Annotated in this window: 17 protein-coding genes and 3 pseudogenes; 4 read left to right on the top strand and 16 right to left on the bottom strand. The window is 62.3% G+C overall.

The window, feature by feature from the left end; genetic code table 11:
* Positions 1-9: 9 nt before the first annotated feature.
* Positions 10-1,174, bottom strand: a pseudogene (locus I1A62_RS47045) (integrase).
* 46 nt (positions 1,175-1,220) lie between these two features.
* Here I1A62_RS47045 and I1A62_RS03945 point away from each other — a divergent pair.
* On the top strand, positions 1,221-1,469 hold the full coding sequence (locus tag I1A62_RS03945) for a hypothetical protein (RefSeq protein WP_219454266.1): 249 nt from the start codon (positions 1,221-1,223) through the stop codon (positions 1,467-1,469).
* 658 nt (positions 1,470-2,127) lie between these two features.
* Here the strand turns inward: I1A62_RS03945 and I1A62_RS03935 are convergent.
* The 12 genes and pseudogenes from I1A62_RS03935 to I1A62_RS03885 all read right to left on the bottom strand — a co-directional run.
* Positions 2,128-2,551: pseudogene (locus tag I1A62_RS03935) on the bottom strand (helix-turn-helix domain-containing protein); the annotation flags it as partial.
* Positions 2,552-2,595: 44 nt separating this feature from the next.
* Positions 2,596-2,964 carry a hypothetical protein gene (locus tag I1A62_RS47040; RefSeq protein ID WP_257890403.1) on the bottom strand — a complete coding sequence of 123 codons (369 nt, stop codon included), beginning with the start codon at positions 2,962-2,964 and terminating at the stop codon, positions 2,596-2,598.
* Between the two features lie 130 nt (positions 2,965-3,094).
* Positions 3,095-3,784: pseudogene (locus tag I1A62_RS03930) on the bottom strand (transposase).
* 72 nt (positions 3,785-3,856) lie between these two features.
* The gene (locus tag I1A62_RS03925) at positions 3,857-4,468 is read right to left on the bottom strand and encodes an MFS transporter (protein WP_219454263.1); all 612 of its coding nucleotides are present in this window, start codon (positions 4,466-4,468) and stop codon (positions 3,857-3,859) included.
* A gap of 620 nt (positions 4,469-5,088) precedes the next feature.
* Positions 5,089-7,116, bottom strand: coding sequence for an FAD-dependent oxidoreductase (locus I1A62_RS03920; protein ID WP_219454261.1), 2,028 nt, complete (start codon positions 7,114-7,116; stop codon positions 5,089-5,091).
* Positions 7,116-7,919 carry an IgiC gene (locus tag I1A62_RS03915; RefSeq protein WP_257890417.1) on the bottom strand — a complete coding sequence of 268 codons (804 nt, stop codon included), beginning with the start codon at positions 7,917-7,919 and terminating at the stop codon, positions 7,116-7,118. The genes I1A62_RS03920 and I1A62_RS03915 overlap by 1 nt, the downstream gene beginning before the upstream one ends.
* A gap of 37 nt (positions 7,920-7,956) precedes the next feature.
* Positions 7,957-9,012, bottom strand: coding sequence for an ABC transporter substrate-binding protein (locus I1A62_RS03910; RefSeq protein ID WP_219454259.1), 1,056 nt, complete (start codon positions 9,010-9,012; stop codon positions 7,957-7,959).
* Positions 9,013-9,072: 60 nt separating this feature from the next.
* Positions 9,073-9,930, bottom strand: coding sequence for an ABC transporter permease (locus tag I1A62_RS03905; RefSeq protein WP_219454257.1), 858 nt, complete (start codon positions 9,928-9,930; stop codon positions 9,073-9,075).
* Complete coding sequence (locus tag I1A62_RS03900; protein ID WP_257890523.1) at positions 9,927-10,685, bottom strand: ABC transporter ATP-binding protein; 759 nt, start codon at positions 10,683-10,685, stop codon at positions 9,927-9,929. The genes I1A62_RS03905 and I1A62_RS03900 overlap by 4 nt, the downstream gene beginning before the upstream one ends.
* Before the next feature lie 80 nt (positions 10,686-10,765).
* Positions 10,766-11,254: a 3-isopropylmalate dehydratase gene (locus tag I1A62_RS03895; RefSeq protein WP_219455068.1), complete on the bottom strand. Its 489-nt coding sequence runs from the start codon at positions 11,252-11,254 to the stop codon at positions 10,766-10,768.
* An 8-nt stretch (positions 11,255-11,262) separates the two neighbouring features.
* A complete protein-coding gene (locus tag I1A62_RS03890) occupies positions 11,263-12,510 on the bottom strand; it encodes an aconitase/3-isopropylmalate dehydratase large subunit family protein (protein WP_219454253.1) in 1,248 nt (415 codons plus the stop codon).
* A gap of 1 nt (position 12,511) precedes the next feature.
* Entirely contained in the window at positions 12,512-13,363 is an 852-nt protein-coding gene (locus tag I1A62_RS03885) for an oxaloacetate decarboxylase (protein WP_219454252.1), read from the bottom strand.
* A gap of 145 nt (positions 13,364-13,508) precedes the next feature.
* Between I1A62_RS03885 and I1A62_RS03880 the strand changes: the two genes are divergently transcribed.
* From I1A62_RS03880 to I1A62_RS03870, 3 genes are all read left to right on the top strand, one after another.
* Positions 13,509-14,234 carry an IclR family transcriptional regulator gene (locus tag I1A62_RS03880; RefSeq protein WP_219454250.1) on the top strand — a complete coding sequence of 242 codons (726 nt, stop codon included), beginning with the start codon at positions 13,509-13,511 and terminating at the stop codon, positions 14,232-14,234.
* Positions 14,235-14,307: 73 nt separating this feature from the next.
* Positions 14,308-15,222: a TIGR03620 family F420-dependent LLM class oxidoreductase gene (locus I1A62_RS03875; protein ID WP_219454248.1), complete on the top strand. Its 915-nt coding sequence runs from the start codon at positions 14,308-14,310 to the stop codon at positions 15,220-15,222.
* Positions 15,219-16,742, top strand: a complete 1,524-nt coding sequence (locus I1A62_RS03870) for a long-chain fatty acid--CoA ligase (protein WP_219454246.1) — start codon at positions 15,219-15,221, stop codon at positions 16,740-16,742. The genes I1A62_RS03875 and I1A62_RS03870 overlap by 4 nt, the downstream gene beginning before the upstream one ends.
* 78 nt (positions 16,743-16,820) lie before the next feature.
* Here the strand turns inward: I1A62_RS03870 and I1A62_RS03865 are convergent, their stop codons facing one another.
* The 3 genes from I1A62_RS03865 to I1A62_RS03855 form a co-directional block, all read right to left on the bottom strand.
* Positions 16,821-17,687, bottom strand: coding sequence for a cyclase family protein (locus I1A62_RS03865; RefSeq protein ID WP_257890522.1), 867 nt, complete (start codon positions 17,685-17,687; stop codon positions 16,821-16,823).
* A 134-nt stretch (positions 17,688-17,821) separates the two neighbouring features.
* Entirely contained in the window at positions 17,822-18,643 is an 822-nt protein-coding gene (locus I1A62_RS03860; RefSeq protein ID WP_219454243.1) for an ABC transporter permease, read from the bottom strand.
* Positions 18,640-19,359: an ABC transporter permease gene (locus I1A62_RS03855; RefSeq protein WP_219454241.1), complete on the bottom strand. Its 720-nt coding sequence runs from the start codon at positions 19,357-19,359 to the stop codon at positions 18,640-18,642. The genes I1A62_RS03860 and I1A62_RS03855 overlap by 4 nt, the downstream gene beginning before the upstream one ends.
* Positions 19,360-19,458 lie beyond the last annotated feature (99 nt).

The raw sequence follows: 19,458 nt of genomic DNA, 5'->3' as shown, positions 1-19,458 counted from the left end.
GTTTCGGAGTCACAACCCAATGTCCGTGACGGCGTTGCCGGCGAGGGGTGCGTGCTCGCGCCTGTACACCTCGACGGAATCGAGACTGACGTGTCCGGTTTGGCGGGCGATGGCTGAGCCGTCGGTGCCGTTGCGGGTGCCCTGCGTAACGAAGCCTGCGCGGAGGGAATGCCCGCCTAGCTTGGCGAGCGCTGTGGGGTCGTAGCCGGCGTGTTCGGCGCGGCGGCGGATGGTCTGGTGGACCGCTGCCCCCGAGAGCGATGTGGCACTGAGGTTGCCGTTCTTCGCAATCGCTCGGAACAACGGTGCCCGCGCGGCGGTCCGGGGTACTCCCCCACGGCACACATGTGCGTCGAACGCCTCCCGCTTGCGGAGTAGCCGGATGACCGACGGCCGTCCGCCGGCATCGAATGCGGCGACCACCTGGACCCAACGGACGTATGCCCAGGGCGGGCAGGTCTCGTGAGAACGCGTCAACCGCGGGATCCGCTATTGGTCGACGACATCAAACTTCTCGTCCGCACTGCGCGGGACCGGTGTTCAGGTTGGGCCGACGAGGTGCTCGAACGCCGAGATTCGGCGATTCTCCTCCTCGGGTTCGCCGGTGCGTACCGACGTAACGAGCTGTCGGAGATGGTGTGCGGGGACGTCACCGTGCACCGTCACGACGGACTCCATATCCGGCTGCGAAAGTCCAAGACCGACCAGGAAGGCCGGGGAGCGGTGAAAGCACTGCCATACACCCGGTCGGTCCCCCCGCAGACGCGTACTCCCGCCGAATCCCCGACAAGGTTGCAGTCACGAGTTCGTGCGCGGACGGGGACAGATGTCCGGTGGTGCGATGGTGGTGGTTGATGGCGGCGATCCAGGTGCCGAAGGTGGCGACGGCGTAGGCCCGCTCCCCCGTCTCGGTTCGGGTGTCGGCAGCGTCGACGAGGTAGGCGGCGACGGTGATCGGGTGCGCCGGCAACGTCACGTGACCATTCGACTCGCACCAACCGGTGAAGCGTCTCCAGGCGGCAGCGTACGTCTTACGGGTCCCCTCGGAGCGGGACGAGTGAACCGCGGCCGCGATCCGCTTGGCGACCGCGGGCGGGATCTCCGGCTCGACCGCGACCGACTCAGCACCCGCAGGGATGCCCACCGCAGGTGCTTGGGCCGGTCGGAAGTCCATATGAGCAGCCTAACGCAGGTCACCGATAGATCTGCACAGTAAAACTGTGCTGAACTGGCGTTTCAGTCAAGATGCTGCGGAAAATGCAATTTATACGATCAACATCCATGAAATTGGCGGTGACTACGGCGAGCTGGAAGTGGACCAAGAATATGGCGGTGTTGGCCGAGAAATTTCACCAAATGTGAATCGCTTGACCTGCGGTTTTTCAAAACGAGTCAGCGGAGTTTCCCAGTCGGTGTCCGTAGCAACGACTTGTTGTGTGAGGGCTGAGCTGGGGTTTCAGGCGGGTTAGGCGGGTGCCTCAGGTTGTCCGCCGCAGAATGCCTGTGCAACCTATTCAGCGCCGCACTACCTGTGGTGGCCGGGGTGCATCCGAGCCAGGATGAGCGCGACGGTGCTGCGAAGCCCGGCACCGCGCGCCACGGGTGCCGGCACCGGGTGCCTCACAACGCACAGGCGCCGCGTGCGGATGCCGGATGCTGCTGCTGCCAATCGTGTCGGCGAACAGGCGATAACCGAGTCGCGAATCTTCTATCGAAAGAGGCGGTGGCAGACAGAATCTGGCCGGTGCCGGAATCACATGTACAACCCCAGGACGGTGGGTTCGCGGCGGCGCCTATGTCGATGGAATCACCGCGTCTCCCATGATGGTGTTCAGAGGGTTGATTGCGAAGCTGTGGGAGCAGGCAAGGCGCGATACGCCTCACTATTCGTCACTGTGACGGTGCGTACGCGTCGCCACTTCCCTGTCTCATACGCCGATCCGTACTTGCAGTCACCGCTTGGTCTCGCTTGCCCGCATGTTTGCAAAACGACCATGGCGTCTCGGCGTTCTTCCGGTTGCGAAGCCGCCAGACTCCCGAATAGCGGAGCAGTAGTGGCGGGGTGACAGCTTCGACGTTCTGGGCCGTTCGGATTGGCATTCCGTTCTGACTGCTTACCGCGTGAGCTGTGGCCTCGGCGCGGGCGTTGAGGGCGAGTGCGAATCGCTCTAGAGCTTCGGCCCGCTCTTGTGGTGACCACCGCGACCATCCTGTCAGGTCGTCGAACGCCTCGCGTGCGGCCGTAGCAGCACGGTCGATGTCTGCTCGAGAAGCAGATCGAGGGCGGACGACCCGGTCGAGGATCATCGACCAAGCCGTCGAGGCGTCGGTCGACGAAGCGCCCGCGCCATTTGTTGACCGTGTTGGCGGATATCCCCAGGTCTGCCGCAACTTGCTTGTTGGTCATCCCCGGCTCCGCGCAGGCCAACACGATCCGCGACCTCAGTGCCAACGACTGTGGGGTTTTCGCTCGCCGCGACCATCGAACGAGTTGCTCGCGTTCGTCATCGGTCAACATCAACTCCGCCTTCGGGCGTCCAGTTCGAGGCATGCCCCAGACTATCAATTAAAAGCACGAATTTATGGCGTAGAACACTAGTGCTTCGTGGGGCAAGTAGTTTGACGGTCAAATTGTCGCGAGACACTAGAAGCTCCGGTCACACCCAATGACGTGTGGGCCGCCGACTCGACGGGCCGCGGGTACATTCTCGCTAGAATGCGTATCTCGTCTTGGAGACCGTTCGATTCAGGGATGACCTGCCACAATCGCTCGATAAACCGGCGCATTGTCATTCCGAAATGCACAAGGACTTCCTCCTCCGGGGCGCCCCCGAATGGTGCCCACCTGCTGGCAAACTCAATGAGGCGCTCCGCCTCGGAGTCAGGATGGTTGCGTTTGCGGTTGGCTTCGATCCAAGCGGCGCGACGCCGTTGGCGCCACTGGCGATACTCACGAGAGTTCATGGGAATTCACACATCCAATAGTAGGGATAGCCGAAGCCTGGAAACTTTGGGGACCTCGATGCAGCAAGGGAAATACGCAGAGCGCCAGTCGCTCTCGAATGTCAAAGTACTTATGTCACGCCGCACAGGGTCAGCCCGGCGTTCCAATGGCGACGGGTACGCCGGTAGCGTCGTTCCAGGTGGCGAATCGGCCGGTCATTTCGGAGCGATAATAGCTCGCGGTGAGCTTGCGTCGTCCTGGCCGCAAGTGCGGCGAAATCGCACTGAACGCCGCCAGAAACCGTTGTGCCGCACCCGGTGAACGGAAGAATTGCATGGCGCGTTCGCGCTGCCCGGTCGGTTGGTGCGAGTTTTCGGCCCGGTTGTTGAGGTAACTCGAGCGCCGATGTTCGACCGATGGCATCAGGTATTTGTGCGCTACAACGCAACTGGCAATCGTGTCGGTCACCAGCACCCTCGGCACGCGGCCCTGTTTGCGCATCAGCTTGCCGAAGAAGCGCTTCGCTGGCCTTCGCGTTGCGGCGGGACTGGACCAGGATGTCAAGGACCTTGCCGTCCTGATCGACCGCCCGCCACAGGTAATTTTGGATGCAACCGATTTTCTTGACTAACAGCTCGTCCAGAAGCATGTTTCGCCGAGTTCGGGAGCACGGCGGCGCAGGCCACGGGCGTATTCGGGCCCGAACTCCGCGACGTCGCGCAAGCTCAAAAGGTGAACCTGTAGTAGCCACACGCCGTGCGCGACGATCTCCGCGGAATAGCGGTGCCGTTTATACAGCGACCGCGTCACATCCGCCCGCGTTCCGTCTCCACGACTCATCCGACCATCACCCCTGCTTCACGGCCCAGTTAAGTTGACAGAGTGGCCATTGGCTAGTGGAGTGCACAAACGCTAGTCGCCCAAGCTCTCCCCGACCCGTTCACCGGTGTGTAGAACTGCCAACAACGCCAACAGACAGAGGCCGATGATGACTGCAGATATCAGCTCGATGCCAACGTCCAAGGTGATTAAGGCACTGGCAATCAATGGGGTGAATCCAGCGATCACCGCACCACCCTGGTACGCCACCGAAATGCCGGTGTTACGCACCTTCGTTGGGAACAACTCGGGTAGCAGTGCACCCAGGCCTGCAGTCATCGACGTCGAGATTCCCACGAAGAGGACCGCAAAGGTGAGGAAAAGCAGAACGCCGTTGCCCGAATTGAGCGCCAGGAAGGCTGGATAGGCGAGGATGATGAACGCAGTCAGCGAGACAAAGAAGATGGGACGTCTGCCGACGCGGTCGCCGATTATTCCGTAAATCACCATCGCCGGAATACCGGAAGCCCAGGCAACCATCAGTGCGGCGAGCACCGTCGTCCGGCTGTGACCGGCGTCGACCGCGTAGGTGATTGCCCAGCTGCCGTACAAAGTGGTGACAACGATCGTCGGAGCTACGATGAAGATGCCTCGTGCGATCGCGAATCCGTGGTCGTCGCGTTGCGCGTACCCGTATGCGGACATGAAGCGCCGCGCGTCAATAGTCGGAACTCATGAATCGCGCCCTCACGCCTATGGCGTCACCACTACTCGTACTCGTCCTCAGTTGGCGGCCGACGGCGGGCGCCATGCTTGTTCTAGTTCGCTACGCAGAGCGCTCTTCATCGATCGGACGGGTTCTTGATCTGTTCCGCTTGGCGTGAGTGCGAGGCCGACGCGTTCCAGGAACCTGGCTCGGTCTACGCCGAAAGTGACAAGTATTTCCTCCGCTGGGGCACCGTCGTAGGGAGCCCAGGTGATGGCAAAGGTCACGAGAATCGACTCGAATCGCGATAGTGCGCCGCGCTTTACGAGCGAGTCGCATATCCCGATCTTTTGACGCATCCAGGCTGCGTCAAGAGATCGGGACAACGTACTGTCTTCACTGGTGCCGACCCGACTTGAGCGAGGGAGGTTCGGTGGCGTGGTTTCGCGATTCGTGTCAGGCCGCTGAAGGTGCGGAGGTGTCGCGGATCCTTCCATCCTTCGGTCAAGGATTGCCCCAGCCGCAGGATGGGAAGTGCCCCAGTCTTTCTCGTCCACAATCCTCTCCTCCCGTCACTGCGCGGCGTGCCTCTGTCGGCTGCTTCGGTCGCCGCCCGCGCTTACCAGCGGCGTCCAGCCATCTCCCCCTCCCATATGGCATTGAAGATTCGACGAGGCGACTGGCAGTCACCGATCGCGACGACATCGAGGCCTGCGGCTTCGAGAGCGCGCGCTAGCGTGTCGTCTGCCCGGTTGCCGATCGAGAGAACGACGGCGTCCACGTCCGGACGTCGCGTGATCTCGCCGGTGTGGGTATCGGCGAGTATGGCGACATCCTCGTCGATTTCGCGAAGGCTGGTGTTGACCTGGAAAGTCACACCCTTGCGCCGTAGCGAGCCGTAGACGAAACCGTGGTCAAGACTTCCTGTTGTCAGATGGCCGATCTGAGGAAAGGCGGTGACGACATGCACGGGATGTCGGCGATCAGCGAGATACTCAGCAACCGCGAAAGCGTGCCGATCACCTGTGTCGTCGAGAATGAGTACGGAACGTGGCATGTCTGCATCGCCGCTGAGTACGTCGGCCGGCGTGAAGACGTTCCATTGGTCCGAGCCGGGTAACGGGTCCGCTGCTGGCGACCATCGGGCGGGATCGATAGATGTCCATCCGTGGCGGACGGGGACAGATCCGGTCGCCACGATCACAGCGTCGTACTGACGAAGATCGTCGAGTTCTGCCTTGTGATTCAACCGAATATCCACATCTGTCTTGCGCAACTGGTCTTCCAACCAGCTGACGATCCCCGTCCACTCCCGGAAGGTCGGAGCTTGCGCGAGCAGGTTCACCTGCCCACCAAGAACCGGGAACTGCTCGAAGATGGTCACGTCGTGGCCGCGTTCTGATGCTGTCAGGGCGGCGCGCATCCCGCCTGGCCCTCCGCCCACCACTGCAAGGCGTCGTGCGCCGGTGGAGGACGACATCTCACGGAACTGGCGCTCCCGCCCGACCTGTGGATTGTGGATGCAAGCAAGAGGAGTGCTTCGTGCTTGAGTGGCGACACACCAGTTCGCGCCGACACACGGGCGAATGTCGTCCGACCGGTTCTCCTCCGCTTTACGGACCCACATCGGGTCGGCAATCAGCTGACGGGCCATGCCGATCATGTCTGCTTTGCCCGACGCGATGATCTCCTCTCCGATCTCCGGTGTGGTGATGCGGCCGACTGCGATGACCGGCAGCGAGCCGACTGCCGACTTGAGGCGTGCGGTGTCCTCGACCTCGTAGGCAGTCGGCTTGGCCGCCGATGTTCCGAAGATGGACATGAAGTCCATGTATGTGCCTTGAGTTGTCGACATGTAGTGAAATACGCCCCAGCTTGCGATCACACGGGCGATCCCGGTCCATGCCTCGTTGTCGAGCCCACCTTCCATACGGCCGTCGCTGCTGTTGACCCTGATGCCGAAGACGCGGTCGGCCGGGAGGATTGCTCGCACCGCGTCGACGATCCGGCGTAACAAGCGCATGCGGTTCTCGAGCGAGCCGCCGTATTCGTCGGTTCGATGGTTCGTTGCCGGCGAGAGGAACTGGTTGATCAGGTACCCGTGCGAGACCCCGTGGATCTCGATGCCGTCGACGCCCCCCTCGATTGCATATTGAGCAGCGAGGACGTAGTGGTCGACGAGTTCGTCGATCTCACTGACAGTCATCGCATGGGGAACCTCGCGATACGCGACATCCGGAACAGCACTCGGTGCCCATGTCGGCATCCGGCTGACCTGTCCGTCCGTTTGCCGGCCGCGATGCCACAGTTGTGCAATGAGAAGGGTTCCATGAGGTTGGACCGCCGCTGCAACCCGTTTGTAGCTCTCGATGACGCGTCGGTCATATGCGAGGATCACCCCGCGGCGTGGCTGGGAGGTCGGATGGACGGCCATGGCCTCCATCGTGATCGCCGCTACCCCGCCCCGTGCGCGTTCACCGTAGTACTCGACACTGGCGTCGGCGAACGTGCCGTCGGTGGCGAACTCGGTGGCGTGGGCTGTTTGCCAGATGCGGTTGCGTGCGATGCGTGGGCCGAGCTCTATCGGTGAGAGCAGGTACTTGTAGGGGTTGCCCGGTGTAGGAGCCGTGAGCGGTGCTTGAGCCATCAGAACTCCGAGAGAAGGCGGCCGAAGCCGGTGATCTTGTCGTCGATTCCCGACATCCGCAGCGCGTACCAGTACGTCGCGGTGTTGACTGCAATGACAGGGATACCCAGCTCGGTCTCCGCTCGTGCAGCGACCTGGCCGAAGGGGAGGTTGGCGCCGAACTGGACGATGGCTTGCGGTCCGGATTCTGCGAGTGCATCGACCTCGGGCCGGATGCGTTCCGGGGGGTTGTGCGCGATCTTGACCAGCGTGTCGGAGACGAGGTGTCGGACACTGTGAAGCTTGTACCCGCAGTGCTCGACGAACGAGGTGAGGTGCGGTTCACCCTGAGGACCGTAGGGAGAGAGGATCGAGATGGGTCCGTCTTCGATGCCGTAGGCGCGGAGCGCAGCAGGGAGCGCGTCGCCGGCGTGGATCAGTGTCAGATTGGGCTCGTTGAATTTGTCCCGAAGGCGATTCTGGATTGCTCCGCCAGCTGCAGGGTCACCGTAAATTGCCTCGATCGACACGCCGAGCACGATCACGCCTGGCTCTGCCGTCAGGACACTTTCCACAGAATTGTCGAGTGCGCGGTCGAGGTCGGTGACCGATTGAAGGAGTGCGTCGTCATTGTCGGTCGTGATGTTGGGGACGTGAATCCGCGAAATGTGGTTGGTCACGCCTTCCGGTCGCATGCGGTCGTACTCGTACTGGACGACGGTGTTGACCGAGGGGGTCACGACGCCGAGTTTGAGCCTGTGTCCGTAGATGTCAGTCACGTTTTGTTTCTCCTGTTCGTCAATGGGTTTCACCGCCGTGCGCATGTCTGCGCTCGAGTGATGTGTCGAGCGGGGCTGCGGGTCAGTTGCGGAGTTCGGTGGCACCGTTCCAGTAGGACATGTCGATGATCTGGTCGTAGGAGAAGGTGTCTTGGGTGAGGTCCTGCCCGGTGTTGTGGTACTTCATGACATCGAGGGCTTTGTCCCAGTTGTCCTTGGTGATGCGGCCGTCGTCGGGTGCAAGGAAGGGAGGGTCGTACTTGAGGGTGCTTTCGATGAGCTCGGCGGATTGTCCGGCGAAGGCGGGATGCTTGGCGAGTTCGGCGGCGACCTCCGAAAGGGGGGTGGTCATGACGTACTGATGAGCGTCACGCAGTGCCGCGATGTAGCCCGTGACAGCCTTCGACTTGGACTGCAGGTTGGACTTCAATCCGAACAGGGTGGCGGCAGGAAAGTCACCACCGGTGATCTCGGCCATCACCGGGTCGGTGTTCGGGACGATCATCTTCAGCTTTCCTTCGGCAATCGCTGCCGCGCTGTAGTCCGGTAGACCCAGGGCTGCGTCGGCCTGCCCGCTGATCAGCTGCGCCGTGGGCCCGTCTGCGGTGTCGACACTGACGATGGTCGGCCGTTCACCGCCGTGGTCTTCTACCCACTGGGCAACCATCACCGAGTTGCCGTATGCCGCGCCCACCGTTCCCTGAGTGACCAGCTTTGCTCCGGAAAGCTGCTTGAGGACGTCCTCGGTAGTGCCCTCTCGAATCGGGGACTGTGTCGACACCCCGATTCCACGCGAGATGTTGTTGACGAGGCCGTAGATGATCGACACATCGCGTCCTTGAGCAGCCGGACCGAAGGCGGCGGCAGTGCCGAACTGAGCCAGATCAGCTTTGCCGGCGGCGACCTGCGTGGCCCCCAGTGCGCCCGAGTTGACGTACTCGACGTCGACGCCGTACTTGTCGGTATATCCGAGCTGCTCTGCAATGTAGAGCTCTGCTTGAAACGTGTTCGCCGACGAAGTCGCGACGGTGAGCTTGCTGGACGCTTCAGACGAGGCGCCGCTTCCACAGGCCGCCAACAGTACAGCGCTGACCGCCGCCCCGAGGGCCGCGATGGTCTTCCGATTGACAATGTGCATTTCACGTCCCTTGGTGAATAGGGTTGAGCGGTTGGTTCGTTGAACTGAAGTGGCGCCGGGTTACGCGTTCCACCACGGCACGACCTTGCTGCGCAGCCAGTCGCTGCCCTGCACGAGGACGACGCCGACGACGGTGAGCATGACGACGACACTGAAGGTCAGAGTTGCGTCAGCGGTATTTACCGCAACCTGGAGTTGGTGTCCGATTCCGGGAGCTCCGGTGAAGATCTCCGTGGTCACGGATCCGACCAGCGCGAGCGCGAAGGCGCTCGGCATGGACGCAAATACCCAGGCCACTACGTAGGGGAATCGCACTCGGAGCATGACGTCGCGCGCGGAGGCGCCCATGAGGCGGGCGCCGTCGATCATTTCCTGCGGCACTGATCGCCCCCCTTCGAGAGCGCTGTAGAAGACCAGGCCCACGACCACTGCGGCAGCGGTTGTGATGTCGGCGCCGGCTGCTGACCGCGCGATGATGACCACGATCGGCACGATCGCGATGCGGGGGACGGCGTTCAGTGCTGCTACGAGAGGCCGAAACACGCGCTCCGCAGTTGCGTTGTTGCTCAGCAGCAGTCCGGCAGCGGTGCCGATGACCACGGCGATCATCATGCCGACAAGCGCTGTCCAGACGGTGAAGAAGAGGGGGTCCCATATCGTCACCCCGGGGCCTGATCCGGTGCACAGGTCCCACAGGCGTTGCGCAACTCGCGTTGGTGAGCTGATGAAGAAGGGGTCGAGCCACACGACACTGTCCGAGATGCCGGGGATTCGGGGTAGGTATTCCCATGCGGCCAAGAGCGCACCGACGATGGCGATACGCCAGGCCGAGACGGTGGCGATCTTACGCCAGCGTGTAGTGGCAACCGCCTGTTCGCCGGCCTTGATGGGGCGGATGGTGCTCGTCTGAACGCTCATGCTGTTGTCCCGATCTGATCCCAGAGCTTGTCCCACAGGTCCCGGTAGATGAGCTGGTACGTGTCGGTACTGCGGATGTGGTGGACGTCGCGATCGCGGCCCAGGGGCACGTCGACGAGAGAGGCGACAGTTCCGGGTCGTTTTGTGAATACGACCACTTGGTCCGAGAGTGACACAGCCTCGCTGAGGTCGTGGGTGACCAGGAGAATCGACATGTCCAGCTCGTGAGCCATGTCGAGGAGATCTGCGTGAATCCCGATGCGTGTCGGCTCGTCAAGCGCCGAGAACGGTTCGTCGAGGATCAGAAGTTTGGGTTGCGGTGCGATCCCGGTGAGGAGCGCCACCCGTCGTCGCATGCCGCCCGACAGCTGGTGTGGTCGGCTGTGGCGGAAGTCCTCGAGCCCACCCATTTTGAGCAGGCGGTCGATCCGCAGTGCCTTCTCCTTCTTCGGCAAGGGCAGGTACCGCAGCCCGAACGAGATGTTCTTCTCGACGGAGAGCCAGGGCATGACGGTGTCACGCTGGAATACGACATTGACGAGTCTTTGGTTCAGTGCGTTGGCGGCATCGACGTACTTTTGGTTCCACTCGATGGTGCCGGACGCTTCCCGCAGTCCCGAGACGATCGAGATCATCGTGGACTTTCCGCAGCCGCTCGGCCCGATCAGTGACATGACCTCGCCTGAGCGAATCTCGATGTCTAGGTTCTGTACTGCCTGTACACCGCCGGGGTACGTGTACGACACGTTGTGCATTCGCAATAGCCAGTCAACGTTCATCGCTGGTCTTTCCGGAGCGCCGGCCAGAACCGGTTCCGTGTTGGTGATACCTGTGGTCATCGGGGCATGAACCCTTCTCTGGCGAGGCGGGGCAGCAGTCCACCGGCGTCGATGATCTCGCGCATCATCGACGGGATGGGCGTCGCTTGGTGGCTCCATCCGGTGGACAGGTTCTGCACGGACCCGACCTCGATGTCGATGCGCGCGATATCACCGTCGGAGAACCGCGTGGTTGCGTTGGGAACGGTCAGCGCAGGCAGGCCGAAGTTGATGCAATTGCGATGGAACAGCGAGTTGAACTCTTCTGCGAGCAGGGCCTGTACTCCGAGCAGTCGGAACAGTCGGGCGACCGGCCTCGACGAGCCGATTCCGAAGTTCTTGCCCGCGACCACGAGGTCTCCTTCCTGCACTTCGTCGACCCATCCCGGTCGTAGATCGTGGAAGACATAGCGGGCCGCCTCTTCGATCGGTAGCCGCATGGCGAAGCCGGGATACATCGCATCGGTGTTGACGGCATCGCCGACAACCCAGACTCGTCCTTCCATCACGGTGTTCACCTGAGGGCCTTTCGTGGGTCGGTGATTCGTCCGGCGATGGCCGACGCCGCGACGGTGGCGGGCGAGGCCATGTAGATCTCGGCTTCGGTACTACCCATGCGGCCCCTGAAGTTCCGTGTCGAGGCGGTCAGGCACACCTCACCCGGACCGACGAGACCCATGTGGTAGCCGAAGCACGCTCCGCAGGTCGAGTTGGTGACCACGCCGCCTGCGTCGGCGATGTCTTGCAGATAGCCCAGTCGCATCGCGTCGCGATAGACGCTCTGGGAGGCGGGGGTCACGATGAGACGTACCCCGTCGGCCACGCGGCGTCCGCGCAGCGTCTCAGCAGCAATGCGAAGGTCGTCGAGTTGGCCGTTGGCGCAGGACCCGATGAAGCACTGATCGATGGCCCTGTCCTCGATGTCGGTGATCGGTACGGCGTTGCGGCTGACGGTGCCGGGGCGTGCGACGTAGGGAACGAGCGAGTCCAGGGCAATGGTCCGGACGTCGGCGTACTGGGCGTCTTCGTCGGCGTGGGCTGGCGTGTACGGGGACGTGGTGACGGTCGAGAGATACTGGTGGCACAGGGCGTCCGCTTCGAAGATGCTGAAGTCGGCGGAGATTTCCGCCCCCTGTGTCGCGATGGTCCTGCGGTCGTTCATCGGGATGGTGCCGAGACCGGGTCCGCCGTATTCGATGTTGTGGTTGGTGGCGTCACCGTAGAGTGCCGCGATGTGCAGGAAGATGTCCTTGCCGCTGACCTGATCGGGCTTGGTGCCGATGAACTCGTACCGGATGGTGGGCGAGATGGTAAACCATGTCTTGCCGGTGCACATGATCGAGTACACCTCCGCAGGACCGAGGCCACGGGCGGCATTGTTGTAGGCGCCGCCCGCACAAGTGTGGGAATCCGTGCATGCGAGAATCTGCCCGGGAAGGGCGAGTCCGTTCTCGGCGATCACCTGGTGACAGATCCCGTGCTGACCGACGTCGTAGAACTTGTCGATTCCGAAATTGCGAGCGAATACGCGGGCCCTGCCCCCACCGACGGCGTCTTGAACCGATGGTGCTGGAACTGCGTGGTCCATGACCACGGCGATCTTCGACGGATCTGCGACCTTGAGAGGTTCGACCCACCCTGTGCTGAACTGCAGGTCGATCAGGACGGTCATGTCGACGTCGACGACGACGGTGTCGCCGACCCGAACCTCGTCCACACCGGCCGATCGGGCGAGGATTTTGTCGATCATCGTCATCGGCATGTCAGAACCTGCCCCACTTCTCACCGACTGCTGACCATTCCGGTAGGCCAACCAGGTCGAAGAAGGCCGCGACACCGACCGAGTCCGTTCGCGGATCCCGCCCTCCGAGAGCCTCGAGCTCTACAACCATCGCGTTGGTCGCGGCGGCCAGTGGATTGCTCGGGTGGATGGCGATCGCGAATCCGAGCGCGTCGAGTCGATCTGCTCCTTCGTCGGGAGTCATCCCGGTCTGGACGATGTTGATCAGCAACGGAGCGGACACCTCTTTGCTGATGCGCTCGATTTCGTCGACCGATTCCGGCGCCTCGACGAAAACGATGTCGGCTCCGGCATCGGCGTACGCATTCGCGCGATCGATTGCTGCCGACAGGCCGAGCACGGCCCGTGCATCGGTTCGTGCGACGATCAGCGCGTCGGAACGGGTGTCGAGAGCGGCACCGAGCTTGGCCAGGAAGTCGGCCTCGCTGATGATCTCCTTCTCGGGCAGGTGTCCACAGCGCTTGGGAAAGGCCTGGTCCTCGAGCTGGATCGCGGCCACCCCGGCCTTCTCGTACGTCTGCACCGTACGCACGACGTTGAGGGGCGATCCGTAGCCGGTATCAGCGTCCGCAATGAGCGGAACGTCTTCGAGAATGTCGACCAGAACCGACGCGCGTGCCGCCATCTCCGTCGCCGTCACCAGCCCGACATCCGGGAGTCCATATCCCGATGCCGCGATCCCTGCGCCGGTCATGTATGCCGCCGAGAAGCCCATCCGCTTCACCAGATGCGCGCTCAATCCATCGAACACGCCTGGAGCCACTATCAGTCGGTCTTCTTCGAGTTGCGCCCGAAGGCGCGATCCACTCTTCATTCGGTTTCACCATCTGACACTCATAGGTCTATTTGCTGGAACTTGAACCTAGGTGGCGGACGCCACAATTGTCAATAGGGGTGACGCACGGCAACTCGCCGGTGCCGAGCCCGACAGGAAGGCTGATGGGCATACGCTTCTACTCATGCAGCCGCAACCGAGAACAGAAGGGGCCGACACAGCCCGCAGGGCGCTCAGGGTCCTCGAGGTCATCAGCCATGCCGATCAGCCAGTATCGCTCGAGGAAATCGTCCGGCGCACGGACCTCGGAAAGAGCATGGTGTACCGGCTCATCCGGGCACTTCAGGAGGAGTCGTATGTCGAACGCGCCAACGGCGGGGGGTACACGATCGGAGGACGCTTGTTCGCTCTCGCCTCCGCCGCACTGCCCAACTTCGACGCGTACGCGAGCTACCTCCCGCTCCTTCGCGCGCTTGCAGCAGAGTCAGACGAGACATGCACCCTTCATCGCCGTGCCGGCCATCGAGTGGTACTTCTACTCGGGGCGGAGAGTGAACAGCCGCTTCGCCGGGTGTGGGTGGCCGGAGAGTTGACACCCCTCGCGCAGGGCAGTGCCGGCCTCGCGATCATGTCCGGCCTGCCCGGTAAGGAGATCGATGACGTCCTCGAGCGCCTCGACGATTCGGCGGCCGCGAGGGCTCGCCGGGACGTGGCGCGCGCACGCCGCCGCGGATACACGGTGTCCTTCGGCGTCAACCACCCGGGGGTGAACGGTGTGGCCGTGCCGGTTCCCGGCCTCCCCATGGCGATTTCGGTTTCCGGACCGGATGCCCGGTGGTCGGAGAAGCGAATGATCGAATTCGCTCCACGCCTGATCGAAATGGTCGAGGAGTTTCACCGAGTCGGTTGACGGCCTTCCTCGTCACCCGTTAGCGTGTTTCACAGTTCAGAACAGAAGGTTCTGATTAATGAAACGAGGGGCGATGTCTCTTCCGAACTCTGCACCCTCCCCGACCGAAGACCGTTGGGCCGCGTGGCTCACACTCGTCGGCCATTCAGCAGCATCGCTGCGCACCACGGCGACCGGAGTCGAAGCACTCGGCTTCCGGACGCTGTGGTTTCCCGAAACACCCAACAGCCGTGAAGCATTCACGCAGGCGGCGCTCCTGCTCGGCGCCACCGAACGGCTACGGATAGCCACCGGAGTAGCGAACGTGTGGGCCCGCGACGCGACCGTCGCCGCAGCCGTGCGCCGGACCCTCGAAGACGCGTACCCGGGTCGGTTCATCATGGGACTCGGCACCAGCCATGCGGTTCGCAACGCCGATCGAGGCCACACCTACACCAAGCCGCTCACCTTCATGCGTGAGTACCTTCATGCGATGTCTGCTGCCGGGCCTTTCGATGCCGGCTCAGGCCAGTCACCAGTCATGATCGCAGCACTTCGCGGCCGAATGCAGGAGCTTGCTCGTGAAGCAGCGGACGGTATGCACACCTTCTTCGCTCCGCCGGAGCACACCGCACGAGCGCGCCGCATTCTGGGGCCTGATCCACGTTTGGTGCCGCAGCAAGCGTTCATCATCACCGATGATCGAGACTCTGCCGTCGAGCGTGCACGAGCGTACGTCAGTTCGCGTCTGGCCTTGCCGAACTACGCAAACCACCTGATTGAACTCGGCTTCACTGAGCGCGAACTCGCAGACGGTGGGTCATCGACTCTCGTCGAACGCATGGTCGCCATCGGCGACGCGGACGAGGTTGTCACCCGGCTGAGCGAACATCACCAGGCCGGTGCCGATCAGGTCGCCGCGCACCCACTGGACGAGCGTGGCGGTGGACTACCCCAGCTTCGTCTTCTCACCGATGCCATTGCCAGAACATACCAGGAGCCCACGTGACAAATCTTGCGACACTGCTCGACGACACGGCGTACGCCCACCCTGATCGCACCGCCGTCGTTGCTGCCGGCACGCAGCTCAGCTACAACGAGATTCAGGCTGCGTCCAACCAAGTCGCCAACTTGCTCGCAGCCAACGGTATCGGCCGCGGCGACACGGTTGCGCTGTCGATGCCCAACATCCCGCACTTCACCATCGCCTACTTCGGAATCCTCAAAGCCGGCGCCTGCGTCGTGCCGCTCAACATCCTGCTCAAGAGCCGCGAAGTCGCATACCACCTGAGAGACTCGAATGCGAAGGCGTACTTCGCATTCGAAGGGACTTCCGAACTCCCCATCGGGACCGAGGCGGCCGCCGGATTCGAGCAGACCGACACATGTGCGTCACTGTTCCTGATCCATGCCGATCCCGCGACAACAGCGCCCTGGACGCAGCAATCACCTGCGTTCGAGACCGTCGACGTCGACGACGACGACACGGCCGTGATCCTGTACACCTCAGGGACCACCGGCCAGCCGAAAGGCGCGCAACTCCGACACCGCAACATGCGCGACAACGCACTTTCCTGCGAGCAGATTCTGGCGGTCGACCGAACGAGGCCGGACACGTACCTCTGCGCGCTCCCGTTGTTCCACTCATTCGGCCAGACCGTCATCCAGAACGGTGGAATCGCTTCCGGCGGCACGATCGTGATGATGCCCCGCTTCGATCCACTCGTCGCGGTACGCACCATGCTCGACAACCACGTCACTGTGTTCGCGGGTGTACCCACCATGTACTGGAATCTTCTCACCCATACCGATCGCGACGACGTCGACCGACTTGCCAGTACCCTTCGGATCGCGTCCTCCGGAGGGGCCGCATTACCCGCTGAGGTGCACAAGGACTTCAAAGCGATGTTCGGAGTGACGATCCTCGAAGGGTACGGTCTGTCGGAAACCTCACCGGTCGCATCCTTCTCCGTCTATGGCGACGAGCCTCGAGTCGGCTCGATCGGCCGGCCCATCCCCGGCGTGCAGATGAGGCTTGTCGACGCAAGCTGGGCCGAGGTACCGAACACGGTAGGCGCGATCGGCGAGATCGCGATCAAAGGACACAACGTGATGAAGGGGTATCACAACCGCCCCGATGCCACAGCCGAAGCGATCAAGGATGGCTGGTTCCGAACCGGTGATCTCGCAACGAGGGACGCAGACGGGTACTACTACATCGTCGACCGCGCCAAGGACATGATCATCCGAGGCGGCTTCAATGTGTACCCCCGCGAGATCGAGGAACTGCTGATGACCCACCCGGCAGTGTCGTTGGTCGCAGTCGTCGGCGTGCCCCACGAGTCACACGGTGAGGAGATCAAAGCAGTAGTGGTCAAAGCGGATCCCAGCGATAAGGTCACCGAGAGTGATCTGGTGGAATGGTCCAAGGAACAATTAGCGGCATACAAATACCCGCGCATCGTCGAGTTCGTGGAAGCGATTCCCATGACGTCCACTGGAAAACTTCTCAAGCGCAAACTGGTTTGACCCCGGCTGGAAATCGTTCGAGGGCGGCGTGCTTCTGGCACGTCACCCTCGATCGATTTTCTAGCTGTTGCCGTCGTTCTACTTGATGGCGACAGCGTTGGGTGGCGAACCGACTCCCCCGACCACCGCGAGAGGCTTCGCCACAAGCAGGAACTCGTACTGACCGTCCTCGGCACAGTCGTCAGCCAGCCTACGCAGTGACCACATCTCGCCGACCGCGAGGCCGAAACCAGCTATCAGTGTGCGATGGAGCATTCCGTTATGGTTGGCACCGGACTCCGGCGCAGGCTCGTCCGCATCCCAGAAGTCCGAGTCCGCCGACGTGGGCCACGCTTCAAGCGCAACGTTGTCCGCAGCGGCCAGAGCAATTCGGTGATCCCACAGCCACCCCGCGACGCCGTGCGACTGGTTCAGACCTACCGAGAAGCCCCGCACTACATTTTCCTTGGCTCGCTGCTCGAGGTACCACGATGCCCAGCCGGTGTGAAGCAGAACCATGTCCCCAGGTTTGATCTGTACCCCCTGGCGCTGAGCGCAGTCGTCGAGGTCGGACTGGTCGATGTATCGCGGCTGCTGGTAGTTGATGGGGTCACCAATGAACTCGAAGTGACGCACCATGTCGAGCAGGACTCCCCGCCCGACGATGCCGTGGTCGGCCCACACTTGTATCCCGAGATCGGGCGTTCCCACCTTCACGCGGTCGTCCGGTGTCCCGCCGTAGAACCCGTGCCGAGGGTGCCGTATGTGACGGAGCCCGTCGATCTGTGAGGTCGACTGCAGATAGAACGAGTCGAGCCAGTCATCGCGGTGGTTGGGGTTCGTCGAGAAGATCTCGTGCCGGGTCGGTGGACGTGTTCCTGACGGGTACGGATCGAATGCACCGATCGGGTGGTCGAGGCTGAACACCGCGCCGCGCCTGACCAGTCGGGTCGCTTCAGCTCTCATGGTGTTCGTGACGAAGTTGAGAGTGCCGAGCTGATCTGCGTGGCCGAACACCCCCCAGGCGGTCCCTGGAGGCGCGCCGCCGGTTCGCAGTTCGTTGTACGTGGGCCATTCGTCAGTCTCCGTAATCACTTCCGCTACTTTCCTTCTCCAGTGAATTTTTTGGTGGTGTGGCGCTCGGCCGCACGCAACGCGATCGCCGGCACGAGTGCGATCACAGCGGCGACGACGACGGTCGCGAGGATCCGATCCATTCGGACCTGGGTCATCGCAGTGAGGAGTTGGTTACCCAAGCCCCCTGAGCCAGCGAAGAGTTCGGCGATGATGAGGGCGAGCAAGGTGGATCCGAACGCCATTCGTGCACCAGCGGCCAGCGAGGGTGTCACCGTCGGAAGCAGGATCTTTCGGATCATCGCAAATCGGCTCAATTGCAGCGATGCCGCCAGTTTCAGGTGAGTGCGTGGCACTCGAGACACCGCCTCGGTCGCGATCAGGAACATCGGGACCACTCCGGCGACGAAGGCAAACGCGCCTCGGCTGGCGTCGCCCAGTCCGAGGTAGACCAGAAAGATCGGGAAGAAGACGATTTTCGGGACGCTGTCGAACGCGTATGTCAGCGGCAACACCACCCGGGACCAGAATGGACTCATACCGAGCAGGAGACCTGTCAGGCCTCCGACGATCACGACTGCGACATAGGCAGTCACACCCACGCGAACCGTCGTCCACACGTCCTTCTGGAAGCGCGTGTTCTGAAGCCGTTCTACTAGCACCTCGAACGTCTCGGCCGGGCTCGCGAATACAGCACTGCCGGCGTACTCGCTTGCGACCCACCACGTAGCCAGAAACATGATGAGCAGAGCGGTCGCAGGCCACATCAGCGACCAGGCGCGGCGACGGCGCGCGCGCCACGGCTCTGGTCGAGTGTTAACGATCGAGGAAGAGTCGACTTTGGTCATCGCCGACTCCAGTCGAGTCGTTGGCACACGGCGGTCATCGCGAGGTTGACAGCGACAGCGACAACGGTTGCCACCAAGATCGCACCGTACATTTGTTCGGTGGCGAAAGCGTTGTAGGTGTCGGCAATGACGTGGCCCAGGCCGAACGGAGAAAGGATGAACTCGGCGGCGAGCACCGAGATGAACGCGTACGCGAGTGCCAACTTGGCGCCTGTCAGGATGTGCGGCAGCGCAGTTGGCAGGAGGATTCGTCGAGCGTAGGCAAGCCCTGTGACCTCCAAAGACGCTGCAAGTTTCTCCACTGTGCGATCGACGCTGTCGAATCCGATCTTGGCATTGGTAATGACCACGACCGCACTGAAGACAGTGCACAGGGCCACGATGGGCCCGAGCCCAGTGCCGAGGATCACCACCAAAATCGGGTACAGCGCGAATATCGGTATCGCGTAGAAGATCGCCAGGAATGGATCGAGCGCTCGACTGATCGCATCCCATCGATACATCAGGTAGGCGATCAGGACTCCAGCGATGACGGCGATCGCGAACGTGATAGCGATGGTCGCCATGCTCCGGGCGAGGCCGTCAACGACGAATGCACTGTCCGTGAGCAGCTCCCGAGCACCGCTGACCATGGCGGTGACGGTGACCAGTTCGTGCGGGCTTTTCAGTACGAAGCGTGCATAGAGATCGACAGCAACGCAGAACAGAACCGCCACAACGACGGACCACTGCCCCGGAGACAGACGGAGAACACGGTCGGGCGCTGCAGCGAGGTAGGAGGGCACGCGGGACCTGCGTACCCGTAGGGCGGACGT

The sequence above is a fragment of the Rhodococcus sp. USK10 genome, assembly GCF_019378875.1.
In the GTDB taxonomy this organism is placed as follows: Bacteria; Actinomycetota; Actinomycetes; order Mycobacteriales; family Mycobacteriaceae; genus Rhodococcus_F; species Rhodococcus_F pseudokoreensis.
Note: the sequence above shows the minus strand (reverse complement) of the source record. Positions and strands in the feature narration are given on the sequence as shown.